The following is a 23393-nucleotide window of genomic DNA, read 5'->3' as shown; positions in this document are numbered from 1 at the left end:
CCATCTCGCGGGCCCCGGATCGCACCGCCGCTCCTTTCTTCTACGTCATGCCCGGGCGCGACCCGGGCATCGCGTGCCACACGCCCGGGATTGCCGGGTCAAGCCCGGCAATGACGTAAAGGGGGGCGCTTGGCGGAGCCGATTGCCGTAACGGCGGCGGTGGCCGCGCCGAGAGGCCACATGGGGCCCGGATCACGTCCGGGACACGCGTGTGTTCGGGTGGTACGGCCGCGCCCCAAAACCAAGGCCGCGTGCTCCAGGCTTGACCCGGAGCCCATTTCGCGCGTCCCGGATCGCAGCGCCGTTCCGTTCTGTACGTCATGCCCGGGCGTGACCCGGGCATCTCGTGCCACACGCCCGGGATTGCCGGGGCAAGCCGGCAATGACGTAAGAGGGGCGCTTGGCGGAGCCAATTGCCGTAACGGCGGCGGTGGCCGCGCCGAGAGGCCACATGGGGCCCGGATGACGTCCGGGACACGCGTGTGTTCGGGTGGTACGGCCGCGCCCCAAAACCAAGGCCGCGTGCTCCAGGCTTGACCCGGAGCCCATTTCGCGCGTCCCGGATCGCAGCGCCGTTCCGTTCTGTACGTCATGCCCGGGCGTGACCCGGGCATCTCGTGCCATCCTCCTGAGATTGCCGGGTCGGGCCCGGCAATGACGTAAAGAGGGGCTGCCGGAGCGGGTTGCCGTGCTGGTGGCAAGGCGGCGCCGGATCGAGGCGGCGTCCGGCTATTTCTGCAGGCGGGCGATCAGGCTCGAGGTGTCCCAGCGGTTGCCGTCCATGGCCTGGACGTCGGAATAGAACTGGTCGACCAGCGCGGTGACGGGCAGGTGGGCGCCGTTGCCGCGGGCCTCCTCGAGGCAGATCGACAGGTCCTTGCGCATCCAGTCGACGGCGAAGCCGAAATCGAACTTGCCGGCGGCCATGGTCGACCAGCGGTTCTCCATCTGCCACGACTGGGCCGCGCCCTTGGAGATCACGGCGATCACCTTGGCGACGTCGAGGCCGGAGACCATCGCCATGTGGATGCCCTCGGACAGCCCCTGCACGAGGCCGGCGATGCAGATCTGGTTGACCATCTTGGTGAGCTGGCCGGCGCCGGCCTCGCCCATCAGGCCGACCATCTTGGCGTAGGCCTGGATCACCGGCTCGGCCTTGTCGAACACCGCCTGGTCGCCGCCGACCATGACCGTTAGCTGGCCGTTCTCGGCGCCAGCCTGGCCGCCGGAGACCGGTGCGTCGAGGAAGCCGAAGCCCTTCGATACGGCGATCTCGTAGAGCTCGCGGGCGACGTTGGCGGAGGCGGTGGTGTTGTCGATGAAGACCGCGCCGTCCTTCATGCCGTGGAAGGCGCCGTCGGGGCCGGTGGTGACGGCGCGCAGGTCGTCGTCGTTGCCGACGCAGCAGAAGACGAAGTCGCAGCCCTCGGCGGCCGCCTTCGGGGTCGGGGCGGCGGTGCCGCCATGCTCCGCGACCCATTGTTCGGCCTTGGCGGCGGTGCGGTTGTAGACGGTCACGTCGTGGCCGCCCTTGGCCTTCAGGTGTCCGGCCATCGGATAGCCCATCACGCCCAGGCCGATGAATGCCACTTTCGCCATGTCGTTGCTCCCTGTCCCCGTGCGATGCATACGTTGCGCCGCGTTGTAGCCGATCGGCGCCTTGGTGTCAGCGATAGCCGAACTGGTTATCGCATCGCGCGCAATTCGACTAGGATCGGTCCGGCAAAACAATTGTGAGGGAACCGGATGCGGAGGCCGACATGACGGGAATTCGCCCCACGGGGATCAGGCCCTGGAGCGCGGTCGCGGCGCGGCTCGTGGACGTGGCGACCGGCAAGACGCCGGCCGACCTGGTGGTGCGCGGCGGGCGTTGGGTGAACGTGCACTCGCGCGAGGTGATCGCGGCAACGGACGTCGCCATCGCCGCCGGCCGCTTCGCCTATGTCGGCCCGGACGCGCGCCACACGGTGGGCGAGGGGACGCGGGTGATCGAGGCGGACGGGGCCTACATGGTGCCCGGCCTGTGCGATGGGCACATGCACGTGGAAAGCGGCATGGTGACGGTCACCGAGTTCGTCCGCGCCGTACTGCCGCACGGCACCACATCGATGTTCGTCGATCCGCACGAGATCGCCAACGTGCTCGGCCTCAAGGGCGTCAAGCTGATGCACGACGAGGCGATGGCGATGCCGTCGAACGTGTTCGTGCAGATGCCGAGCTGCGTGCCGAGCGCGCCGGGCCTGGAGACGGCCGGGGCGGAGCTGGGGCCCAAGGACGTCGCCGAGGCGATGGCGTGGCCGAACATCATCGGGCTCGGCGAGGTGATGAACTTTCCCGGTGTCGCCAGCGGCGACGAGACCATGCTGGGCGAGATCGCCGCGACCATGGGCGCGGGCAAGACGGTGGGCGGCCATTTCGCCTCGCCGGACCTGGGCGCGCTGTTCCACGGCTATGTCGCCGGCGGGCCGGCCGACGACCACGAGGGCACCCGGCTGGAGGATGCGGTCGCGCGCGTGCGCCAGGGAATGCGGGCGATGCTCCGGCTCGGCTCGGCCTGGTACGACGTCGCCGCGCAGATCAAGGCGGTGACCGAGATGGGCCTCGATCCGCGCAACTTCATCCTGTGCACCGACGACAGCCATTCCGGCACGATCGTCAACGAGGGACACATGAACCGGGTCGTGCGCCACGCGATCGCGCAGGGCTGCAACCCGCTGGTGGCGATCCAGATGGCGACCATCAACACCGCCAGCCATTTCGGCCTGGAACGGGAGCTCGGCGCGATCGCGCCGGGCCGGCGCGCCGACATGATCCTGACCTCCGACCTGCCGAGCCTGCCGGTGGAGACCGTCATAGCGCGCGGCCAGGTGGTGGCGGAGGGCGGGTCGCTGACGATCGACATCCCGGCCTACGACTATCCGGATTTCGCCCGCGACACGGTGAAGCTCGGCAAGACGCTCATGGCGGCGGACTTCGATATCCCGGCGCCGGCCGGCGCCAGCGAGGTGACGGCGCGGGTCATCGGCGTCATCGAGAACCAGGCGCCGACGAAGGCGCTGGAGCGGACCCTTAAGGTCGAGAACGGTCTGGTCATCGGCGACATGGCGCAGGACGTCTGCCAGATCGCGCTGGTCGAGCGGCACCGGGGGACCGGTGCGGTCACCAACGGCTTCGTCTCCGGCTTCGGCTACACCGTGCCCTGCGCCGTGGCGAGCACGGTGGCGCACGACAGCCACCACATGATCGTGGTGGGCACCGACAAGGCCGACATGGCGCTGGCCGCCAATCGCGCGGCGGAGGTCGGCGGCGGCATCGTCGTCGTCGCAGGCGGCCGGGAGCTGGCGCTGGTGGAGCTGCCGATCGCCGGCCTGATGTCGAACGAGCGCGCCGAGGTCGTCGCGGCCAAGGCCGAGGCCATGGTCGCGGCGATGCGGGCGTGCGGCTGCACCCTCAACAACGCCTACATGCAGCACTCGCTGATGGCGCTGGTGGTGATCCCCGAGCTCCGGATCTCCGACAAGGGGCTGGTCGACGTCACCACGTTCGAGATGACCGACCTGTTCGTGTGAGGTCGTCTCGGAGAGGGCGAAACCCGAGGCGGCTGAATCGCTTGCGGCGCGGTCCTGAGGTGTTGATTCAAGCGGAGGGCACGATCAGGCCGGGGCGCCGCCGCCTCAGGACGCCATGCGCAGATGGCGCGTCAGGCGGCGTTCCAGCCTGTCCCAGACCCGGCGCAGCGTCTCGACGATGATGAGATAGAGGATCGCCGCCCACAGGTAGACCTGGAAGTCGAAGGAACGGGCGAAGGCGAGGCGGGTGGTACCCATCAGGTCGAAGACGGTGATGACGCTGGCGATCGCCGATCCCTTGATCATCAGGATGATCTCGTTGCCCAGCGGGCGCAGCGCGACGATGTAGGCCTGCGGCAGGATCACCTTCCAGTAGATGGCCGGCATCCGCATGCCCATGGTCAGCGCCGCTTCGCTCTGGCCGCGCGGCACCGACAGGATGGCGCCGCGCAGGATCTCGGCCTGATAGGCGGCGGTGTTCAGCGTGAAGGTGAAGATCGCGCAGTTGAAGGCATCGCGGAAGAACCACCACAGGCCGACCGATTCCAGCGACGGGCGGAACTGTCCGGCGCCGTAGTAGACCAGGAACACCTGGGCGAGCAGCGGCGTGCCGCGGAAGAAGTAGACGTAGCAGAAGCTCGCCGCGTTGAGGACACGGGATTTCGAGATGCGGGCGAGCGCGACGGGAAAGGCGAGGAGGCCGCCGAGCGCGATCGAGATGACGACGAGCTCGATCGTGACGAGGAGGCCGTCGAGCATGCGCGGGCCGTAGCGGGCCATGAGGTCGAAGTCGATCATGCCGCTCTCGTCTCCCCGCGCGCCGCGCGGCGCTCGATCCAGATGATGCCGAAACTCGAGACGATCGAGAACAGCAGGTAGATGGAACAGGCGACGGCGTAGAAGAAGAACGGCTCCTTGGTCGCGCCGACGACGACGTTGGTCATGCGCAGCAGGTCGTTGAGCGCGATCACGGAGACGAGCGAGGTGTCCTTAAGCAGCACCAGCCACAGATTGGCGATGCCGGGCAGGGCATAGCGCCACAGCTGCGGGAAAATGACCAGGCGAAGCGTCTGGAATCGGTTGAGCCCCAGCGCATGGGCGCCCTCGATCTGGCCCTTGGAGATCGCCCGGAGGGCGGCGAGGAAGACCTCGCTGGAAAAGGCGGCGAAGACGACCCCGAGCGCCACCATGCCGGCGACGAAGCCGTTCACCTCGACATAGGCGTCGGTGAACAGGCCGATGACCTTCTGCAGCAGGATCTGGCCGCCGTAATAGATGATGAACAGCGTCAGCAGCTCGGGCAGGCCGCGGAATACGGTGGTGAAGGTGCCGCCGAGGGCCTGAAGGACGCGCGAGTCCGAGTTGCGCGCCAGCGCCACCAGGAACCCGATCACGAGACCGAACGGCAGGGTGGCGACCGCCAGCCGGATCGTCAGCCAGGCGCCGGCCATGATCTCGTCGCCCCATCCCTCGGGGCCCGGTTGAAGAAGCTGAAAAAGGTCCGTCATCACCCCCCGACCAAACGCGTGGCCTCCCGGACGAACAAGCCCCGGCGACGCGGGGCGCCGCCGGGGCCGGACTGATTTTCAGGCGATCATCATGCCCCTAGTAGATCGAGAACGGGAAATACTTATCGTTGATCTTCTCGTAGGTCCCGTCGGCGATGATCGCGGCCAGGGCCTCGTTCATCATCTTCTTGAGGTCCTGGTCCTCCTTGCGCAGCGCGATGCCGGCGCCAGAGCCGAAGTATGCGGGATCGGTCTCGGGCTCGCCGACGAACTCGCAGCACTTGCCTTCCTCGGTGTTCTCCAGCCACTCGTACAGGACCACAGAGTCGGCCAGCACGGCGTCGAGGCGGCCGTTGGCGAGGTCCATGTTGGCCTCGTCCTGGGTGCCGTAGAGCTTCAGATCGGAGTCCGCGCGCTCGCCCTCGAGGAAGTTGGCGTGGATGGTGGCGGATTGCGCGCCCAGGGCCTTGCCCTTCAGGGCCTCGGCCGAGGTGTCGGTGACCGCGGACTCCTTGCGGGCGATGAAGCGGGCCGGGGTGTGGTAGTACTTGTCGGTGAAGTCGACCTGCTTCTTGCGTTCCTCGGTGATCGACATCGAGGCGACGATGGCATCGTACTTGTTGGCGAGCAGGGCCGGAATGATGCCGTCCCAGTCCTGTGCGACGAATTCGCACTTCACCGCCATCTTGTCGCAGATCGCCTGGGCGATCTCGATGTCGAAGCCCTGAAGCTGGTTGTTCGTGTCGTAGAAGTTGAATGGAGGATAGGCGCCCTCGGTGCCGATACGGACCGTGCTCCAATCCTTCGCTGCCGCTCCGCCGGCAAAGGCCAGTGCCGTGGCTGCTACGGCTATACGCAGGAATTGACGCATAGTGTTCCCCTGTTGGTTGTTGATGCGTTTCCAGTAATGTCCATCCGCCGGGTCGGGCGGTTACTTTCATCTTCCCATCATTCTTCATGCCCGCGCAACAGGGTTGGGTTCGACAGGGCCTGTCCGTCTAAACCCTTCGATGGAACATCGAAAGTAACGGTTCAACACGGCGTCGCCGCCGTGCTAATGTCGCTTCGCACCTGCAAAAAATGCGGATTCTTGGGAATTCCGGAATGGATTTTCGCCGTCGACAGTTCCTGAAGGCTGGTTTCGCCGCGGGCGCAGCCTTTGCCGGCTCCGCGCTCGGAACCGGCAGGAGCGTGGCCGCCCAGCCCAAGGCGGCCCGGCAGGTGCCCGGAATCTACCGGATCGCCGTCGGCGATATCGTCGTCACCGCGATCCTGGACGGCTATGTCGACCTGGGGACGAACATGTTCCCCGACGCCACGCCCGACGAGGTGGAGCGGCTGCAGCGCGCGAGTTTCGCGCCCGCCGGCGACACCGTACGCGCCTCGGTCAACTGCTTCGTGATCAATACCGGCGACACGCTGGCGATCATCGACGCCGGCGGCCGCGATTTCCTCGGCCCGACCATGGGCGACATGCCGCGTGGACTGGCCGCGGCCGGTATCGATCCGGCGAATGTCGACGTGGTGATCGCCACGCACATGCATCCCGACCATATCGGCGGGATCGCCACGAAGAACGGGGCGGCGGCGTTCGCCAACGCGCAGCTCGTCGTCTGTGGCGACGATTGGGATTTCTGGATGAGCCCGGAGAATCTCAACAACGCCGCCGAGGTCGCCAAGCCGTTCTTCCACGCCGCCCAGGCGGCCGCCACGCCCTATGCCAAGACCGTCCGCAAGATCGGCCCGGACGAGGAAGTGGTCCCCGGCATCCGCTCGGTTGCGCTGCCCGGACACACGCCGGGCCACACCGGCTACATGGTGTCGTCGGGCAACGACACGCTGTTCGTCTGGGGCGACATCGTCCATTCGCCGATGCTGCAATTCCCGCATCCCAACTGGTCGATCGCCCTGGATACCTCGCCGCAGAAGGCGATCATGACCCGGCGCAAGGCGTTCGACATGGCCGTGGCCGACCGGTTGATGGTTGCCGGCATGCATCTGCCCTATCCGGGCATCGGCCACGTGGTGCGCAGCAACGGGTTCCGTTTCGTTCCCGCCGACTGGGTCTACACGCTCCAGGCGCCCTGAGCCGGGTTCCTCTGAAGGCTGATCTTTGGCGGCCGTTTCCAGCGGTTCCGGAGGGAGCGGCTCCGGGTCGCGGGCGGCTGTCTGGTATTTGCACCGGCGTTCCTTGCCGGTGGCCGTGGTGCTGATCCCGCCCCATCCTGTCCCGCGTATCCTTCTCAACCGACGACCCGGCGCTTTTACGGAGATTTGCCTGTCGTTTAGGATGGTTGCCGAATTTTTCTCAATTATCAGGAAATTATCTTGATAAAGAAGATTGATTCGCTAATTTATCCGGCATGGATGAGATCGACCGCAAGATTGCCGAAATACTCCAGACGGACGGGCGGGCCGCCAGCGTCGACATCGCCTCGGCGGTGGGCGTGTCCACGTCGACGGCCAACGAGCGCGTGCGCCGCCTCGTGGCGAACGGCACGATCACCGAGTGGCGCGGGGTTCTGAACCCCGAGAAAGTCGGCGCCGCGCTGTGCGTGTTCGTGTTTCTCGACCTGGCCTATGACGGCGAGGCCGAGGCCTGTCGCGCGCTCATGGCGTTTCCCGAGGTGCAGGAGCTGCATCACATCAGTGGCCAGCACTCATACCTGATGAAGGTGCGTGTCCGGGATACGAACGCGCTTCAGCAGTTCCTGCAAAGCAGCGTGAAACCGCTGCGCGCCGTCCAGAGAACGGAGACCATCGTGTCCCTGGACGCGCTCAAGGAAACCACCGTGGTGAAGATTTCACCGGACGCTCTCGAAAGCTGATCACATGGAAATCCTGCTCAAGGGCATCGGCGTCGGCTTCGCCGTGGCGGCGCCGGTGGGGCCGATCGGACTGCTTTGCATCCGCCGCACGCTGACGGACGGCCGGGCGGCCGGTCTGGCGTCCGGCCTCGGCGCGGCGACCGCGGATGCCGTCTACGGGCTTCTGGTGGCGGCCGGGTTCGCGGCGACCGGCGTGCTGCTGAGCTACGCGACGCCGCTGCAACTCGGCGGTGGCCTGCTGATCGCCCTGCTCGGGGCGATGTCGATCCGAGGGTTCCTGAAAGGCCCGGCGGTGGACAGCGCGCGGGAGGTCTCCACGCGCGGGGCGGTGATCCCCGCCTACGGCACCACGTTCGCGCTGACGCTCTCCAACCCGATGACCATTCTGGCCTTTGTCGGGCTGATCGCCGGTCTCGGCGCGTCGGCGGCGGACTCGTCCTCGGCGGGCTCGCCCTCGGCGCCCTACTGGCTGGTGGCGGGCGTATTCATCGGGTCGGCGCTGTGGTGGCTGTTCCTGGTCCACCTGGCGCTGGCCGCCCGGACGCGGATCACGCCGCGCGTCACACGCTGGTTCGATCTCGTCTCCGGGCTCGTGCTGGTGATCTGGGGGCTCTGGATCGCGAAGGGGGCACTATGACCACGCCACGCCATATCGCGCTGGTCGGCTGCGGCTTCACCGGCACGACCGCCTTCTACCAGCTGGTCGACCGGTATCCCGTCGAGAAGATCACGATCTTCGAGGCGACCGGGGACTTCGGGCCCGGCTATCCGTACCGCACGGACGAAAGCCGCGACTACCTGATCAACAACACCACGGACACCATGTGTCTGGTGGCGTCGAACCGGCGCGCCTTCGTCGACTGGCTCGGGACGCGGCCCGATCTTGCGCCCGACCTCGACGAGAAAGGTCACCTGCCGCGCCCCGTCTACGGCGAATTCCTCAAGGACGCGGTCGCGGCCACCCGGACGAATGCCGCGATCAAGGGGATCGCCGTGGAGCTGATCCCCCACGCGGTATCGGATATCACGGAGACCGACGGCGGCGTCACGCTCACCTGGGCGGGCGGGACCACGGTCGCCGACGTCGCCATCCTGACGACGGGCCGCGCGGTGGAGTATCAGCCGTTTCCGGCACCGCCCGCGGGCGGCGCACGCTATCTCGCAAGCCATATCGGCAACGCCGACTTCGAGGCCATCCCGCCGGACGCCACGGTGCACATCATGGGGGCGTCGCTGAGCGCATACGATGTGCTGAACCGGCTGTTCGCGCCGTCGACCGGATGCCGGTTCGCGCGCGACGCCGACGGCGCGCTGACATTCGTGCCCGGAGCGAACCAGAGGCATGCGGTGCTGTGTTCGCGCAGCGGGCGCCTCAAGGGCGCGCAGACGCGAAACGGCGGGGCCGTCACCCGAAACGCCTTCACGCCGGCGCGCATCCGGGCGCTGGCCGGGGCGGGGCAGCTCGATCTGGCGGCACTGCGCGACCTGGTGATCGACGATGCCGCGGCCAACGGCGTGACGCTCGATACCGCCGGCCTGATGGATCCCTATCGAGACTGCGATAACGCCGACGCGCTGACCGCGCGGGCGGCGGAATTCCTGGCGCACGCCATCCGTCTGGCGGATAGTTCCGATACAGTGAACTTCCTGGTCGATTTCCTTGGCGACGCGCAGGTCGATCTCTGGGACCTCTTTGCCGAGCGCCTGCTGGCCGCCGAGGACGAACGGACCTATCGCGACGCCGTCGAGACCGCGGTGCTGTGCTATGCCGCGCCCTGTCCGGTTCCGACGGCGGAAAAGATCCTCGCGCTCATGAAGGCCGGGCGCCTTCGCATCCTCAAGGGTGCGCGCGATGTCGGGCTGGATGACACCGGCGCCTACACGATCCGTCACGACTTCGGATCGGAGCGCGCCGACATCCTGGTCAACACGATCGGCGCGGTGAACCGCGACGTCGCCCACCCCGAGCAGGACGGCCTTACCCGCGCGCTGGCGAAGAAGGGCTATTTGCGGCCCTATGCGCGCGACGGGATCGCCTTGCCCGGGGCGGACGTCGACATGGCGAGCTTTCGCGCGACGGGGGCGACCAACATCTATGTCGCCAACATGATGCTCTGGGGGCCGGGCTTCTTCACCAGCTCGGCGTTCATGATGGCGACCATCGTCGAGCGATTGCTGGCGCGGATGTTTCAGGTCGGCGCCACGGCACGAGGCTGACCGCCGGTCCCGCCGTCAGGGCCGAAACGGGCGTTTCCCTGCCGGTTGGCGTTTTCTTAAACGGCTTGCCCTAGGGTCGCCGGCGATATCGCGGCATCCGCGCCGCCTGCCATCGCGCCACGGGGAACCGCCATGTTCGAACGCCTTGCCAGAAGCTGGGACCTCGTCCAGGCGAGCGCGGCGGTTTTGCGCGACGACAAGGAGCTTCTGATCCTGCCGGTGATCTCGGGCCTCTGCTCGCTGATGGTGATGGCGGCCTTCCTGCTGCCTGCCTACCTGACCGGGGCGCTGGAGGCGATCGCCCGGGAAAGCCAGGATGGCGGCATGCCGGGGGCCGGTATGACCGCCGAGATCTACGTCGCCGTCTTCCTGTTCTATATCGTCCAATATTTCGTCGTCTTCTTCTTCAACACCGCGCTCGTCGGGGCGGCGCTGCTGCGGCTTGGCGGGCACAATCCGACGCTTGGCGACGCGCTGGCGATCGCGACCGCACGGATCGGCCAGATCGCCGGCTACGCGGCGGTCTCGGCGACCGTCGGCGTGCTCCTGCGGATGATCGCGGAACGGTTCGGCTTCCTCGGCCGGATCGTCGAAGCCGTGTTCGGCCTCGCCTGGACGGTATCGACCTTCCTGGTGGTGCCGATCATCGCGGCGCATGGCGTCGGCCCCATCCAGGCGGTGAAGGAAAGCGCCTCGCTTCTGCGCAAGACCTGGGGCGAGAACCTCATCGGCAATGGCGGCATCGGGCTGGCGGTCACCGTCGTCGTGATGCCGGTCGCGTTCATCGGCTTCGGCGCCATGCAGTACCTGTTCGCCCAGCCGGGCATGGCGCCCGCCGCCATCGTCGTCGCCGGGATTACGGTGCTGGCGCTGGCCGCCATCACCATCTTCGCGGCGGCGCTCGGCGGGGTCTACTCGGCGGCGCTCTACCTCTATGCCGACGGCGGCACGACCATGCGCGGCTTCGACCGCTCGCTGCTCGAGGGCGCGTTTACCCGCAAGACGTAAGGGGCGGACGGCTCAGCGCGGCGGCAGGCCGGCCTCGCCGAAGGGCAGGAAGCGGACGCGATCGCCGCGCTTGACGGCGGTGACGTCCTCGGGGATCTCGATCAGCCCGTCGGCCTCGCGCAGCGAGGTGATCAGGCCCGATCCGTCGCGCGGATACTTGGCCACGCGCCGGACGCCGCCCGTTCCATAGCCTGAGCCTCCGTTGGGGCTTCCGGCGGGATCGTCGATCATCAAGCCTCGCAGGAATTCGCGCCGATCCGGCTTCTTGTCGGCGATCTCGAAATCGGCTTCCAGCACGACCCGCCTGGGCTCGCGCCATGTCGCACCGCCGAGCGCGAGCAGCGCCTGGCGCACGTAGAGCACGAAGCAGACGAAGGCGGCGACCGGATTGCCGGGCAGGCCGAGCACCACGCAATCGCCGATCTGGCCCATCGCCATCGGCCGGCCCGGCTTGATGGCGAGCTGCCACATGTGGCGGTGGCCGAGCTCGCTCAGGGTGGCGATGACGTGATCCTCCTCGCCCCGGCTCGCGCCGCCGGTGGTCAGTATCACGTCGTGGCTGGCCGCGGCGTCGGTCAGCGCCGTGCGCACGGTCCCGGCCTTGTCGGGCAGGACGCCGAGATCGCTCACCGCGACCGGCAGGGTGGACAGCAGCGCCGACAAGAGCGGCCGGTTGGAATCGTAGACGGCCCCCTCGCGAAACGCCGCGCCGGCCTCCAGGATCTCGTCCCCGGTCGACAGGATCGCCACCTTCAGCGGCGCGAAACAGGAAACCGCACCGGCGCCGGTGGAGGCGATCGCACCGATCTCCTGCGGCCTGAGAATGGCTCCGGCCGCGACCAGCACGTCGCCGGCCCGGAGGTCCTCGCCGGCCCTGCGGCGGTTGGCGCCGGGCTTCAGGCCGGGCGGGATCACCACGAAATCCCGGCCGTCCTGTTCGTGCGGCTCGCAGTCCTCCTGCATGGCGATGGTATCGGCGCGCGGCGGCATCACCGCGCCGGTGAAGATGCGCGCGGCCGACCCGACGGGCAGGGGGCTGTCGGCGGGATGGCCGGCGGCGATGCGCGTCGATATCGGAAAGAAGCCGCCCGTCGCCTCGTAGTCGGAATGGGCGAAGGCATAGCCGTCGACGGCGGAATTGTCGGCGCCGGGGACCGGGCGCGGCGCGGCGACGGCCTCGGCGCAGATGCGGCCGAGCGCGCTGGCGAGCGAAACCGGTTCGGGGGCCGTGACCGGCCTCATGCGCTCGCGCAGGATCGACAGGGCCTCGTCGTGGCGCAGCCGGTCCCTGTCGTGCAGGAAGCAATCGTCAAGCAGTTTGCGCGGCGGCATCGGCTCTCGGCTTGGGCAGGGCGTGATAGGCGGCGATGAAGTCGGCGATCTCGGCGACCGCGTCGAGATCGAAGCGCGGCAGGTCGCCGGTTCCGCCCGCATGTTCGGCGGTATTGTCCGTGGCGATGGCGACGATCATCGGATCGGTCGGGGCGAGCGGGCCCTTGTCGTGGCTCTGCTGCCGGCGGCACTCGATCTTGGGATGGCGCTCGCGCTTGTAGCCCTCGACCAGGATCAGGTCGGCGGGGCCGAGGCGGGCGACGATCTCGTCCAGGCTCGGTTCCCGGTCGGCGGCATCGTTCGGGCGCAGCTCGTGCATCAGCGCCCAGCGCGACGCGGAGACGATGGCGACCTCGGTGGCGCCGGCCTCGCGGTGGCGGAAGGAATCGGTGCCCGGCACGTCGATGTCGAAGGCGTGATGGGCGTGCTTGATCGAACTCACCCGGTAGCCGCGGCGCGCGAACTCCGCAATCAGCCGCGTCGTCAGCGTCGTCTTGCCGGAGTTCTTCCAGCCGGTCACACCGAAGATCGGGGTCATACGGGCTCCCCGGCAACGGCCGCCTCGAGCCTGGCGGCGATCGCCTCGGCGGTCGCCATGTCCTCGGGCGTGTTGACGTTGAAGAACGGGTCGACCTCCATGCCGTCGATGGCGGTCCTGCCGAAGATCACCTCGACATTGGGATGGCGGTTCACCCAGACCAGCACCTTGCGCAGGTCTTCGTCGCGGACCGCCTTTTCCAGATCGTCGGCGAGCGCCACCGGCCACAGGCCGAAGACGGGATGCACCCGGTCGCCGGATTTCGCCAGCGCGATCATGCCGTCGTGGTGGCCCGCCGCGGCGACGAGGCGGGCGACCATATCCTCCGGGAAGAACGGGGTGTCGGTCGCCGCCGTCACCACCCAGCGCGCCTGCGGGCACTGTTTCGCGGCCCAGCGCATGCCGGCGAGGATGCCGGCCAGCGGCCCGGCTGAGCCTTCCACCGGATCGCGCGTCACCGGCAGGCCGAACCCGGCGAAGCGGGCCGGGTCGCCGTTGGCGTTGATGACCACGGCGCCAACCTGGGATCTAAGCCGCGCGATCACATGGGATAGCATAGACTTGCCGCCCAGCGTCTGCAGGCTCTTCTCGTCGCCGCCCATGCGCCGCGACAGCCCGCCCGCCAGCACGCAGCCGACCGTGAGTGCCGCTTGGCCCGTGTTGTCGTGCAGCGCGGTCTCGTCGTGGCGGGAAACGATGGTCATGCGGGAGCCCCTGAAATGGTCTTGCGATTTCGCTTCGGGCCCCGGATCCCCTCCGGGGCGCAAGTGCCATTGCATTTCGTCAGCCATGCTGTGCGACCAGCCGCGTGCCCCCAGCGTGATACGGGACGCTGTCTGGTCGTTTTGTGCGATGAAACGGTTCGGTTCACTCGCCGGCCTCCGCGAAACTGCCCTTGCGGCGGTGCTTCGGTGCCTCGTCCTCGACGGTATCGGGATCGAGATCGAAGTCGATGCGATGGTCGCCGGACAGCGCGAGGAAGCGCTTGCCCCGGGCGCGGCCGATCAGCGTCAGGCCCGCCTGCCGCGCCAGCTCGACGCCCCAGGCGGTGAAGCCGGAGCGCGACACGAGGATGGGGATGCCCATCATCACCGTCTTGATGACCATCTCGGAGGTCAGGCGGCCGGTGGTGTAGAAGATCTTGTCGGCGGCGGGCTCCTTGTTCAGGAACATCCAGCCGGCGATTTTGTCGACGGCGTTGTGGCGGCCGACGTCCTCCATGTAGACCAGCGGCCTGTCCTCGCGGCACAGCACGCAGCCGTGGATCGCGCCGGCGGCGAGATAGAGCGAGGGCGCGGTGTTGATCTTCTTCGTCAGGCCGTAGAGCCAGGACGTCTTCAGCACGGCGTCGGCGGGCAGGCTGACCGTCTCGAAGCTTTCCATGACATCGCCGAAGACGGTGCCTTGGGCGCAGCCCGAGGTGCGCACCTTCTTCTTCAGCTTGTCCTCGTAGTTGGTCCGCCGCTTCGTGCGCACCACCACGACGTCGAGATCGTCGTCGTGCTCGATGGCGGTGATCTCGTCGTCGGGCAGGAGCATGTTCTGGTTCAGGAGATAGCCGACGGCGAGCAGGTCGGGCCTGTCGCCGATCGTCATCATGGTGACGATCTCCTGGGCATTCAGAAACAGCGTCAGCGGCCGCTCGTTGACGACGCGCGTCTCCACGCGCGCGCCGGTCTGGTCGATCCCGGTTACCGGCGTGGTCAGTTTCGGGTCGTCCGGATCGGGCCGGACCAGAAACTCGTCGCTCAAGGCGTCGCTCCGCTGGTTGTTCCGCCTTCTGACATAGCCTCCGCCGCGCCTGTTTCAAAGCGTCGCGTCACGTCCGGCCTTTCCGGCAATCTTTCGGGGACCATTTGACCCGTAACCCCGTCCGATTACATAAGGCGCACAGGGACGCCGGCGACAAGCGGGCACAAAGACCAACGAAAGGAAGCATGATGGCGTTGACCAAGGACGCGGTTCTGGGCGAGCTCTCGCGGGTCAAGGGACCCGACAGGACCGGCGACATCGTCTCGCTCGGGCTCGTATCGGAGGTCGTCATCCAGAGCGGGCGGATCTATTTCGCCATCTCCGTGGATCCGGCGCGGGCGCAGGAACTCGAGCCGATGCGGGCGGCGGCCGAGAAGGTCGTCGCGGAGATCCCCGGCGTCGAAAAGGTGATGGTAACGCTGACGTCCGAGAAGCACGGCGGTGCGTCCGGCCCCGCACCGGCCGCCGGGCCGGCCGCCGGGCCGGCCGGCGGCCCCGGCGCTGCCCCGCGGGGTGGACCGGGCGCCGTGCCGCCGCCGATGGCGGGGCGCGCGGGCGGACCGGGGGGCGCTCCGGGCGGCCATCAGCCGAGGCCCGCGCAGGGCGTTCCCGGCGTGAAGAACATCATCGCGGTGGCCTCGGGCAAGGGCGGCGTCGGCAAGTCGACGACCACGGTTAACCTGGCGCTCGGCCTGCAGGCAATCGGGCTCAAGGTCGGCGTGCTCGACGCCGATATCTACGGGCCGTCGCAACCGCGCCTGCTCGGCGTTTCCGGCCGGCCGGAGCCGGTGAACGGAAAGACGCTGAAGCCGCTCGAGGGCTACGGCATCAAGGTCATGTCGATGGGCTTCCTGGTCGAGGAGGACACGCCGATGATCTGGCGCGGGCCGATGGTGATCTCGGCGCTGACGCAGATGCTGCGCGAGGTGCTTTGGGGCGAGCTCGACGTGCTCGTCGTCGATATGCCGCCGGGAACGGGCGACGCCCAGCTTACCATGGCCCAGCAGGTGCCGCTCGCCGGGGCGGTGATCGTGTCGACGCCGCAGGACCTGGCGCTGATCGACGCGCGCAAGGGCATCAACATGTTCCGCCGCGTCGACGTGCCGATCCTCGGCATCATCGAGAACATGAGCTATTTCATGTGCCCGAGCTGCGGCACGCGCTCCGACATCTTCGGTCACGGCGGCGCGCGCGAGGAGGCGGAACGCCTCGGCGTCGAGTTCCTCGGCGAAGTGCCGCTGCACATGGATATCCGCGAGAAATCGGATTCCGGCCGGCCCGTGGTGGTGTCCGACCCGGACGGTCCGCATGCGCAGATCTTCAAGGACATAGCCTTGAAGGTCTGGGCCGAGATCGAGCGGGCCAAGGGCGCCGCCGGCCGCCCGGCGCCGCAGATCGTCATGGAGAGCTGAGGGCAGGCTTGCCCGAGATGCCCGGGGCACGCCCGGGCATGACGTGGAGTGACTGGCCCCTTTTCACGTCATCGCCGGGCTCGACCCGGCGATGACGTCCGTATGCCACTACGCGGGGATGCCCGGGGCAAGCCCGGGCATGACGTGCGCGGCGGTGAGAAGGTGACCGGGGCACGCCTGGGCACGCGGCGCGAGGCCGGTTCCCCCCTTTCACGCCATCCCAGGACTTGATCGGCGATCCCGGGCGGGTCAGCGCGGGGTGGCGGTGTAGATGCGCACCGGATAGGGGCTCAGCAGCGCGATCCGGCGATGGCTGGATGGTGGCAGTTCCAGCGCCTTGAAGGTCGGGCTTTCGCGGAACGCCATAGGGTTGCGCGGGTCGACCAGGACGAGCGTCACCCGCGCCGTGCGCGCGTGCTCGGCAAGGCGGGCGGCCATGCGCGTCATCAGCCGCTCCGAGAACGGATCGAACATCCAGACCACCAGATCGCCCTCGGGCAACGGCGCGTCGAAGGCGTCGTCGAGGATCAGGTCGACCTCGCGGCAGCGCATGTGCGCGCGCGGCCAGTGGCGCAAGTTCAGCTCGGCGTCCTCGTGCAGTTCGCGGGCGAACTCGACGCCGACGATGTGCTGGAACGGAAACCGGGCGGCTTCGAACAGCACGCGGCCGCGGCCCGAGCCGATGTCGAGGAACGTCGTGTGCTCGAGCGGATCGGGCAGGCACTCTTGCACCCCGGACAGCACCCATTCGACGAGCCGGCGCGGCGTCGGGCGATAGTCGTTGCCGTGCGCGGCGTTCGGGCCGACGACGTGCAGGTCGCGCAACGGCGTCTCGACCGCGGTATCCGCCTTGTCGAGCGTATTGCCGCTGCGATCCAGCAGCAACCGGTGCAGGTGGCGCAGGGCCGCGCGATAGGGCGACAGCGGCGGCGCGTCGATGCCCTGCGGCGCGGGAAGCGGCGTCTGCTCGCGGATTTCCGGCGTCGGCGGTTCGGACCGCGCGGGGGGCGGCGGCGCAGGCGGTTTGGATTTCGCGACAGCGGGGGCGGACGGTTCCGCCGGTGTCTCGGCCTTGTCCTTCGATGCCGCGTCTTCGGCGGTTTTCCTGGTCGTCTTCGCCGGTGCCGCGCGTTTTCGCGTCGTGGCCTTGCGCTTCCGAACCGTCTTGGGCGCCTTTTCCTGAGCCGCGTCCGCAGCCTGATCCGGCGTTTCGGCCGGCGTGGCGGTGGCTCCTGAGACCTCGGCCTTGGCGGGTTTGGCCGGCGCGGGTTTGGCTTTCGCGGTCTTGGCTTGCGCGGTCTTGGCCCGCGATCGTTTGGCGACGGGCTTCCTGGTCGCCGATTCCGTGCCTGATTTCGGAGACGCCGATTTCGCGCCTTCTGGCTCGCCGTCCGACGTCTTTGCGGCGGCCTTCCTGGAAGCGGCTTTCTTCGGGGTGGCTTTCTTGGGTGCGGCTTTCTTAGGAGCCGCCCTTTTCGCGGCGGTCTTCTTTGGGGCCGTCTCCCCGCGGGTACTCGACGTCCTCGTCGGCTTCGCCGGGGACTGCTCCGGTGCGGCGTCCGCGTCGGCGCGAACGACGTCCGCCGCTGCCGTCTCCGGTGCGCGGTCTTCGTCCGGTCGCGTGTCGCCCGGATGCCTGTCCAGTGTTTCGGAAGCCATGGCCTCGTCTTAGCGGATTCTCGGAACGGGGTGCTATGTCCCGATCGAACGCGGCCTAACTATGACAAAACATTTAATTTTTTGGCTTATCGCACCAGTTCGCGCATGGCCTCGTCGAGCCCTTCGAGGGTCAGCGGGTACATGCGGTCGGAGAACAACTGCTTCATCATCGCGATCGAAGGCGTGTAGTCCCAGTGCTGCTCGGGCACCGGATTGAGCCAGACGGCGTGCTCGTAGATGCCGAGCAGGCGCTGCATCCAGACGGCGCCGGCTTCCTCGTTGAAATGCTCGACCGAGCCGCCCGGCTGCGCGATCTCGTAGGGGCTCATCGAGGCGTCGCCGACGAAGATCACCTTGTAGTCGGCTGGGAACTTGTGGAGCACGTCCCAGGTGGGCGTGCGCTCCTGCCAGCGGCGGCGGTTGTCCTTCCACACCGATTCATAGAGGCAGTTGTGGAAGTAGAAATACTCCATGACCTTGAACTCGGTGCGGGCCGCCGAGAACAGCTCCTGCGAGGTCTTGATGTGCCAGTCCATGGAGCCGCCGATATCGAAAAAGGCGAGCACCTTCACCGCGTTGCGGCGTTCGGGACGGAATTTCAGGTCGAGCCAGCCCTTGTCTGCGGTCTGGCGGATGGTGCCGTCGAGATCGAGCTCGTCGGCCGCGCCCGTGCGGGCGAACTTGCGCAGGCGGCGCAGCGCCACCTTGATGTTGCGGGTGCCGAGCTCGACGGAATCGTCGAGGTCCTTGAACTCGCGCTTGTCCCACACCTTCACCGCGCGGCGGTGGCGGCTCTCGTCCTGGCCGATGCGGATGCCTTCGGGATTGTAGCCGTAGGCGCCGAACGGCGAGGTGCCGGCGGTGCCGATCCACTTGTTGCCGCCCTGATGGCGGCCCTGCTGCTCCCTGAGACGCTCCTTCAGCGTCTCCATCAGCTTGTCCCAGCCGCCGAGCGCCTCGATCTCGGCCTTCTCCTCCTCGGTGAGGTACTTCTCGGCGAGTTTCCGGAGCCATTCCTCCGGGATCTCGGCCTCGATACCGTCCGACATCAGCTCCAGGCCCTTGAAGACGTGGCCGAAGACCTGGTCGAACTTGTCGAGGTTGCGCTCGTCCTTCACCAGGCAGGCGCGGGACAGGTAGTAGAAGTCCTCGACCCGCTTTTGGGCGAGGTCGCGTTCCAGCGCTTCCATCAGGGTGAGATACTCGCGCAGGGTCACGGGCACGCCGGCCTGCTTGAGCTCGTGGAAGAAGGTAACGAACATGGCGCCCTGTCGGTACGAAGACGATCGGTGCGGACCATAAGCCCGATCGCGCCGTCGTCCAAGCGCCCGCTGCTGCGCTGCAAAAAAAGCCGGAGCGGCGGTGCCGCCCCGGCCGAATTGCTCAGGCGCCGCCGATCAGGGTTCGACGACGTCGAAGACGACGTGCAGCACGGCTCCGTTGCGGTGGCGCTTGCGCTTGGGTTCGAGGATCATCATGACGTCGAACTGTCCGGGGCCGAAATCGGTGGCCATGTAGGACTGCTTGCCGGGCGTGTTCGGATCGGCGTCGATATAGTCCTCGTAGAACGCCAGGTTCTGCGAGTTCTGGCTGACCTGGGACGTTCCCTCGTCGTCGCCGATCTCGACCGTGGACTTGGTCACCCAGCCATAGCCGTTCCGCTGGCCCGTCGGGCTGTTGGTTAGCTTCTTCAGCCGCAGCCAGAGATACCGAACCTTCGGGGACGGATCGGTGTCGATCAGCAGCCAGCCCCGATAGTCCTCGAGGTCCGGGTTGCCGCCGTTCAGCGCCGCATCGTAGGAGTAGGCGAAATTCCAGCGCGCCCGCCCGGTATGGGTCGAGGGAACGCCGTTGGCTGGATCGGCGACCTGGTGGCCGGCGGGAACCACCACGTGCACGATGCCGTCGCCGTCCACGTAGTTCGGCGGGATATCGTAGCCCTGACGGTAGTGCGCCTTGATCGCCAGTTCGATCCCGGCCCTGTCGAACCGGCGGATGACGAAGTTCGTGGCCGGGATGCCGGTGCCGGCGTACATGGTGCCGACGGCGCCCGGGTCCTGGGCGGTGATGTCCAGGTCTTCGGTCAGATAGGTATCTACGTTTTTGGAATAGTGCCCATGATCGTTATGGGCTTTACGCCGACCGGCCTCGGAATCGGCTGTAAGCAATACAAAAGAAGCAGCGATTCCGAGAGACAATGCGAACTTGAGCGCAGTTTTCATCTGTTGTCTCCCAAGAAGTTTGCCGGGAGACGATGGCATGATTCCCCTGCGTCAGGCCACCAGAGGTGGCAGGGCGCCGGATACTCTATTTGGCCGCGAGGAACATCAGGTCGGCGGAGACGAAGTCGTCACTGCCGGCTTCGGACATGGTGCGGCCGACGATGCGGAAGCGGGTGTTCTCGGGATCGACGACGAGGGTGGACACCGCGCGACCATCGGTCTCGAAATCGTTGTGGCGTACCTTGAAGACCAGCCGCCTGCCATTGCGCAGTCCCGTCAGCGGCGGGCTCTTGGAGCCGAGCGAGTCCTGCCACACGGCTGAATAGTAGCCCTTCACGGGATTGTAGGTCAGCGAGACCTTGAAGGTGCCGGTGAAGCGCTCGCCGCCGCAGCGTCCGCTCAATTCCAGCTGGTCGTCGCCGCGCAGCGTGCCGTCGACGCGGCAGACCAGCTTTTCCTGCGGGGCGTTGCCGGCGGTGCGGACCGCTCCGGTGCCGCGCCATTCCCCGGTGAACCCCTTGAGGAAGCCGTTCTCGCCGGCTTGTGCGCCGGGGACGGCGAGCGCGAAAAGGACGGCAACAGCGGCCGAAAGGCGTGAAACGGAGCGGATCATGCGGGTTTTCTCATCCAAACTCGCGGCGCTTTTGTGACGGCGGCGAATCGATAGGCGGCGAAATGTGCGCGCCAAGTACTTAAATGGCCCATCGGCGGGGGGATCGTCAATCGGCCTTTGCGGCGGCCTTGCCCTTGTCTCCGGAGCCGGCCACCAGGGTCGACATGACGTCGGAGATGCCGGGCGGGCTGTTGGCGAGCCAGGGCAGGGGGCGGCAGACGTCGAGCGCGGCCAGGCCGACGCGGGCCGTCATCATGCCGTTGATGACGCCTTCGCCGAGCCGGGCCGACAGGCGCGCGGCCACGCCGTGGCCGACGAGCTGCTGGACCAGGCTGTCGGTCATGGCGATGCCCCCGGTGACCGCGAGATGGGCGATCGACAGCTTCAGCAGGCGATAGAGGGCAAGCCCGGACGGACGCCCGCCGTAGAGCATGCCGATGCGGCGCACGAGGCGCACCGTCTCGATCAGCACATAGGCGATGTCGACGAGGGCGCGCGGGCTGATCGCTGTCACCACCGAGACCCGGCCAGCCGCGCCGGTGATCAGCGTCCGGGCCTCCGCGTCCATGCGGGTCATCAGTTCCTTCTCGGCCAGCCGCAGAAGGTCGCGGCCGTCGATGATCTCGCCGGCATGCTCGCTGACGGCGGTTCGCGCCCGGGCCGTCTCCGGCCGGCGGGCATAGAGCGCGACCGTCTCGCGGACGATGCGGCGCGCGGCGTCGCGGTCGTCGTCGGCGGCGGCCGCGTCGGCATCGGCCCGCAGATGGGTGACGCGGGACAGGCGCATGAGGCCGGCGATCTCGCGGCCGACCACCACCAGCAGGGCCAGGGCGGTGAGGCCGGCGAGGCCGAGCGCGATCCAGCCGAGCACGTCGTTGCGGGCGAACAGGCCGGCGACGAAATCGGTGATCCAGATGCCGACGGCGAACGAGAGGAGGGCGCCGAACGCACCGAAGAACAGCTTGCCCCAGGCAAAGCCGCGCCGCGGCGCGGGCGGTACCTCGACAAGCGCGCCACCGGTGTCCGCCGCGAAGGCGTCCTCGGCTTCCGGCGTGAGGACCGCCCTGGGCTTCGTCTTCGCCCTGGCGCGTGACGTCGCGCCAGGGGTCTCGTGCGGGGCGCCCGGGTCCTCGACCAGGACGGCGGCGTCGGACAGCCTGAATGCGGCCGGGCGGCGGATCTTCTTGTCACTCATGCGAGCCGGTCTCCGATCAGGAACTGCAGCGTCCGGTCGAGCCGGATGTGGGGCAGCGACAGCGACAGGCCTTCGGCGGTGCGCTGAAGGGCCGGCGGGCGGAAGCGCACGAAGCGATAGGCCTCGGCTTCGTCCTCGGAAACCGATTCAGGGACTTCGAAGATTGATTCAGGGTGTTCGAAAACCGATTCCGGATCTGCGGGTAAATCCCCGGGAAATATGGCGATTTCCTCCTTGCCGTCGAACGTCTCGCCGTCGACGCGCTGGCCCTTCTCGGGCGTGCCGACGATGCAGTCGAGGCTCTCGCGCCCGCGCCTGACGGTCGCCTCGCGGGTGGCGCGGACGGAGGCCAGGGCGACCACGTCGACCTCGGCGCCGGCGAAGGCGGCGCGCGCGGCGGCGGTCTGGACGAGGCGCGACAGGATCGCCTCGAGCCGGTCGTGGCTGCGGTGGTGCAGGTGGTCGGCCTTGGTGGCGGCAAAGACGATCCGGTCGATGCGGCGGGTGAGGATGCGCGACAGCCAGCTCGCGCGTCCGGGCCGGAAGCAGGCGAGGATCTCCGACAGGGCGGTTTCCAGGTCGGCGATCGCCGAGGGGCCGGCATTCAGGGCCTGCAGCGCGTCGACCAGCACGATCTGGCGGTCGAGGCGGGCGAAATGATCGCGGAAGAACGGCTTCACCACCACGGACTTGTAGGCCTCGTAGCGGCGCTCCATCATCGCGGCGAGCGTATGCCGGCCGGCGCGGGCGTCCGGGCGCAAGTCGAGGGGCGCGAAGGTGAGCGCCGGCGAGCCCTCGAGGTCGCCGGGCATCAGGAACCGGCCGGGCGGCAGGGCGGAGAGCGAGAAGCGCTCGTCGCGGCAGGCGCGCAGATAGGTGGTGAAGAGCTCGGCGGCCATGCGGGCGGCGGTCTCGTCGTCGGGACTGTCGGGATCCAGCGTCTGAAGATGGGCGTGCCAGTCGGCCGCCAGCCGCGATCGCGGCGCCACGCGCGACTGCGCGATCGTGCGGGCCGACCAGTCGGCGTAGCTCTGGTTCAGGAGCGGCAGGTCGAGCAGCCACTCGCCGGGGTAGTCGACGATATCCAGATGCAGCTTGCCGGGGCCGACCCGGCTGCCCCAGAAGGTGGCCGACTCGTATTCGATCGTGACCCTGAGCTCGCTGACCCGGCGCGTCGACTCCGGCCAGTGCCGGTCCTTGCCGGTGAGCGCCTCGACATGGGCCTCGTAGTCGAAGCGGGGCACGTCGTCGTCTGGCTGCGGATCGAGATGGGCGCGCGACAGGCGTCCCTCGGCCATGGCGTCGAACACCGGCAGGCGGCCGCCGTGGACGAGATTGTGGACGAGGGCGGTGATGAACACCGTCTTTCCCGAGCGCGACAGGCCGGTGACCCCGAGCCTCAGCGAGGGGGCGACGAGGCCGCCTGCGAAATCGATGAGATTGCCGACCGCGAGCCGGGCCTCGTCGGCGATGGACGTTCTGGTCACGCTGCGCTCACTGCCGGTCATTCCCGTCAGCAATGTAGGAGCGATGGCTCGCT

At 67.9% G+C, this 23393-nt stretch carries 21 protein-coding genes; 7 read left to right on the top strand and 14 right to left on the bottom strand.

All coding sequences use genetic code 11. From position 1 onward, the window contains the following. Nucleotides 1-729: 729 nt before the first annotated feature. On the bottom strand, nucleotides 730-1599 hold the full coding sequence (locus ACSF9G_RS01190) for an NAD(P)-dependent oxidoreductase (RefSeq protein WP_436637385.1): 870 nt from the start codon (nucleotides 1597-1599) through the stop codon (nucleotides 730-732). A gap of 161 nt (nucleotides 1600-1760) precedes the next feature. Here ACSF9G_RS01190 and ade point away from each other — a divergent pair, with 161 nt between their 5' ends. Continuing rightward, nucleotides 1761-3569 carry an adenine deaminase gene (gene ade, locus ACSF9G_RS01185; protein WP_436637383.1) on the top strand — a complete coding sequence of 603 codons (1809 nt, stop codon included), beginning with the start codon at nucleotides 1761-1763 and terminating at the stop codon, nucleotides 3567-3569. Between the two features lie 105 nt (nucleotides 3570-3674). On the opposite strand, the gene ACSF9G_RS01180 is transcribed toward ade, so the two are convergent. The 3 genes from ACSF9G_RS01180 to ACSF9G_RS01170 form a co-directional block, all read right to left on the bottom strand. After that, complete coding sequence (locus tag ACSF9G_RS01180) at nucleotides 3675-4367, bottom strand: ABC transporter permease (RefSeq protein ID WP_436637381.1); 693 nt, start codon at nucleotides 4365-4367, stop codon at nucleotides 3675-3677. Then, a complete protein-coding gene (locus ACSF9G_RS01175; RefSeq protein WP_436637379.1) occupies nucleotides 4364-5077 on the bottom strand; it encodes an ABC transporter permease in 714 nt (237 codons plus the stop codon). The genes ACSF9G_RS01180 and ACSF9G_RS01175 overlap by 4 nt, the downstream gene beginning before the upstream one ends. A gap of 97 nt (nucleotides 5078-5174) precedes the next feature. Then, nucleotides 5175-5948: an ABC transporter substrate-binding protein gene (locus ACSF9G_RS01170; protein ID WP_436637377.1), complete on the bottom strand. Its 774-nt coding sequence runs from the start codon at nucleotides 5946-5948 to the stop codon at nucleotides 5175-5177. Nucleotides 5949-6181: 233 nt separating this feature from the next. Here ACSF9G_RS01170 and ACSF9G_RS01165 point away from each other — a divergent pair, with 233 nt between their 5' ends. The 5 genes from ACSF9G_RS01165 (at nucleotide 6182) to ACSF9G_RS01145 (ending at nucleotide 11130) form a co-directional block, all read left to right on the top strand. Further along, nucleotides 6182-7165, top strand: a complete 984-nt coding sequence (locus ACSF9G_RS01165) for an MBL fold metallo-hydrolase (RefSeq protein ID WP_436637375.1) — start codon at nucleotides 6182-6184, stop codon at nucleotides 7163-7165. Nucleotides 7166-7440: 275 nt separating this feature from the next. Continuing rightward, nucleotides 7441-7905 carry an Lrp/AsnC family transcriptional regulator gene (locus ACSF9G_RS01160; RefSeq protein WP_436637373.1) on the top strand — a complete coding sequence of 155 codons (465 nt, stop codon included), beginning with the start codon at nucleotides 7441-7443 and terminating at the stop codon, nucleotides 7903-7905. A 4-nt stretch (nucleotides 7906-7909) separates the two neighbouring features. Beyond that, nucleotides 7910-8542, top strand: coding sequence for a LysE family translocator (locus ACSF9G_RS01155; RefSeq protein ID WP_436637371.1), 633 nt, complete (start codon nucleotides 7910-7912; stop codon nucleotides 8540-8542). Continuing rightward, nucleotides 8539-10122 (top strand): FAD/NAD(P)-binding protein, encoded by a 1584-nt coding sequence (locus ACSF9G_RS01150; RefSeq protein WP_436637369.1) that lies wholly within the window; start codon nucleotides 8539-8541, stop codon nucleotides 10120-10122. The genes ACSF9G_RS01155 and ACSF9G_RS01150 overlap by 4 nt, the downstream gene beginning before the upstream one ends. Before the next feature lie 132 nt (nucleotides 10123-10254). Further along, nucleotides 10255-11130, top strand: coding sequence for a DUF6159 family protein (locus ACSF9G_RS01145; RefSeq protein WP_436637367.1), 876 nt, complete (start codon nucleotides 10255-10257; stop codon nucleotides 11128-11130). Between the two features lie 12 nt (nucleotides 11131-11142). Here the strand turns inward: ACSF9G_RS01145 and ACSF9G_RS01140 are convergent, their stop codons facing one another. The 4 genes from ACSF9G_RS01140 to ACSF9G_RS01125 form a co-directional block, all read right to left on the bottom strand. Beyond that, entirely contained in the window at nucleotides 11143-12462 is a 1320-nt protein-coding gene (locus ACSF9G_RS01140; protein ID WP_436637365.1) for a molybdopterin molybdotransferase MoeA, read from the bottom strand. Beyond that, nucleotides 12440-13000, bottom strand: coding sequence for a molybdopterin-guanine dinucleotide biosynthesis protein B (gene mobB, locus ACSF9G_RS01135; protein WP_436637363.1), 561 nt, complete (start codon nucleotides 12998-13000; stop codon nucleotides 12440-12442). The genes ACSF9G_RS01140 and mobB overlap by 23 nt, the downstream gene beginning before the upstream one ends. After that, entirely contained in the window at nucleotides 12997-13704 is a 708-nt protein-coding gene (gene mobA / locus ACSF9G_RS01130; RefSeq protein ID WP_436637361.1) for a molybdenum cofactor guanylyltransferase MobA, read from the bottom strand. Before mobA ends, mobB begins: the two co-directional genes overlap by 4 nt. Before the next feature lie 163 nt (nucleotides 13705-13867). After that, nucleotides 13868-14752, bottom strand: a complete 885-nt coding sequence (locus ACSF9G_RS01125; protein WP_436637359.1) for a formate dehydrogenase accessory sulfurtransferase FdhD — start codon at nucleotides 14750-14752, stop codon at nucleotides 13868-13870. Nucleotides 14753-14937: 185 nt separating this feature from the next. Here ACSF9G_RS01125 and apbC point away from each other — a divergent pair, with 185 nt between their 5' ends. After that, on the top strand, nucleotides 14938-16164 hold the full coding sequence (gene apbC / locus ACSF9G_RS01120; protein WP_436637357.1) for an iron-sulfur cluster carrier protein ApbC: 1227 nt from the start codon (nucleotides 14938-14940) through the stop codon (nucleotides 16162-16164). 249 nt (nucleotides 16165-16413) lie between these two features. On the opposite strand, the gene ACSF9G_RS01115 is transcribed toward apbC, so the two are convergent. From ACSF9G_RS01115 to ACSF9G_RS01090, 6 genes are all read right to left on the bottom strand, one after another. Beyond that, nucleotides 16414-17823 (bottom strand): class I SAM-dependent methyltransferase, encoded by a 1410-nt coding sequence (locus ACSF9G_RS01115; protein ID WP_436637355.1) that lies wholly within the window; start codon nucleotides 17821-17823, stop codon nucleotides 16414-16416. Between the two features lie 86 nt (nucleotides 17824-17909). Then, entirely contained in the window at nucleotides 17910-19085 is a 1176-nt protein-coding gene (locus ACSF9G_RS01110) for a vWA domain-containing protein (protein WP_436637353.1), read from the bottom strand. Between the two features lie 135 nt (nucleotides 19086-19220). Beyond that, nucleotides 19221-20045 (bottom strand): hypothetical protein, encoded by an 825-nt coding sequence (locus ACSF9G_RS01105; protein ID WP_436637351.1) that lies wholly within the window; start codon nucleotides 20043-20045, stop codon nucleotides 19221-19223. 85 nt (nucleotides 20046-20130) lie between these two features. Continuing rightward, a complete protein-coding gene (locus ACSF9G_RS01100) occupies nucleotides 20131-20658 on the bottom strand; it encodes a hypothetical protein (protein WP_436637349.1) in 528 nt (175 codons plus the stop codon). 106 nt (nucleotides 20659-20764) lie between these two features. Next, a complete protein-coding gene (locus ACSF9G_RS01095; protein ID WP_436637347.1) occupies nucleotides 20765-21853 on the bottom strand; it encodes a YcjF family protein in 1089 nt (362 codons plus the stop codon). Further along, the gene (locus ACSF9G_RS01090; RefSeq protein WP_436637345.1) at nucleotides 21850-23361 is read right to left on the bottom strand and encodes a YcjX family GTP-binding protein; all 1512 of its coding nucleotides are present in this window, start codon (nucleotides 23359-23361) and stop codon (nucleotides 21850-21852) included. The genes ACSF9G_RS01095 and ACSF9G_RS01090 overlap by 4 nt, the downstream gene beginning before the upstream one ends. Nucleotides 23362-23393: the final 32 nt, after the last annotated feature.

Origin of the sequence: Microbaculum mangrovi, assembly GCF_051390635.1 — a bacterium.
Taxonomy (GTDB): Bacteria; Pseudomonadota; Alphaproteobacteria; order Rhizobiales; family Tepidamorphaceae; genus Microbaculum.
Note: the sequence above shows the minus strand (reverse complement) of the source record. Positions and strands in the feature narration are given on the sequence as shown.

Coding starts and splice junctions, on each gene's coding strand:
- ACSF9G_RS01095 (WP_436637347.1), bottom strand. CDS start 21,853: ATGAGTGACAAGAAGATCCGCCGCCCGGCCGCATTCAGGCTGTCCGAC.
- mobA (WP_436637361.1), bottom strand. CDS start 13,704: ATGACCATCGTTTCCCGCCACGACGAGACCGCGCTGCACGACAACACG.
- ACSF9G_RS01165 (WP_436637375.1), top strand. CDS start 6,182: ATGGATTTTCGCCGTCGACAGTTCCTGAAGGCTGGTTTCGCCGCGGGC.
- ACSF9G_RS01145 (WP_436637367.1), top strand. CDS start 10,255: ATGTTCGAACGCCTTGCCAGAAGCTGGGACCTCGTCCAGGCGAGCGCG.
- ACSF9G_RS01190 (WP_436637385.1), bottom strand. CDS start 1,599: ATGGCGAAAGTGGCATTCATCGGCCTGGGCGTGATGGGCTATCCGATG.
- ACSF9G_RS01155 (WP_436637371.1), top strand. CDS start 7,910: ATGGAAATCCTGCTCAAGGGCATCGGCGTCGGCTTCGCCGTGGCGGCG.
- ACSF9G_RS01170 (WP_436637377.1), bottom strand. CDS start 5,948: ATGCGTCAATTCCTGCGTATAGCCGTAGCAGCCACGGCACTGGCCTTT.
- ACSF9G_RS01115 (WP_436637355.1), bottom strand. CDS start 17,823: ATGGCTTCCGAAACACTGGACAGGCATCCGGGCGACACGCGACCGGAC.
- mobB (WP_436637363.1), bottom strand. CDS start 13,000: ATGACCCCGATCTTCGGTGTGACCGGCTGGAAGAACTCCGGCAAGACG.
- ACSF9G_RS01140 (WP_436637365.1), bottom strand. CDS start 12,462: ATGCCGCCGCGCAAACTGCTTGACGATTGCTTCCTGCACGACAGGGAC.
- ACSF9G_RS01110 (WP_436637353.1), bottom strand. CDS start 19,085: ATGTTCGTTACCTTCTTCCACGAGCTCAAGCAGGCCGGCGTGCCCGTG.
- ACSF9G_RS01090 (WP_436637345.1), bottom strand. CDS start 23,361: ATGACCGGCAGTGAGCGCAGCGTGACCAGAACGTCCATCGCCGACGAG.
- apbC (WP_436637357.1), top strand. CDS start 14,938: ATGATGGCGTTGACCAAGGACGCGGTTCTGGGCGAGCTCTCGCGGGTC.
- ACSF9G_RS01100 (WP_436637349.1), bottom strand. CDS start 20,658: ATGATCCGCTCCGTTTCACGCCTTTCGGCCGCTGTTGCCGTCCTTTTC.
- ACSF9G_RS01160 (WP_436637373.1), top strand. CDS start 7,441: ATGGATGAGATCGACCGCAAGATTGCCGAAATACTCCAGACGGACGGG.
- ACSF9G_RS01105 (WP_436637351.1), bottom strand. CDS start 20,045: ATGAAAACTGCGCTCAAGTTCGCATTGTCTCTCGGAATCGCTGCTTCT.
- ACSF9G_RS01175 (WP_436637379.1), bottom strand. CDS start 5,077: ATGACGGACCTTTTTCAGCTTCTTCAACCGGGCCCCGAGGGATGGGGC.
- ade (WP_436637383.1), top strand. CDS start 1,761: ATGACGGGAATTCGCCCCACGGGGATCAGGCCCTGGAGCGCGGTCGCG.
- ACSF9G_RS01150 (WP_436637369.1), top strand. CDS start 8,539: ATGACCACGCCACGCCATATCGCGCTGGTCGGCTGCGGCTTCACCGGC.
- ACSF9G_RS01180 (WP_436637381.1), bottom strand. CDS start 4,367: ATGATCGACTTCGACCTCATGGCCCGCTACGGCCCGCGCATGCTCGAC.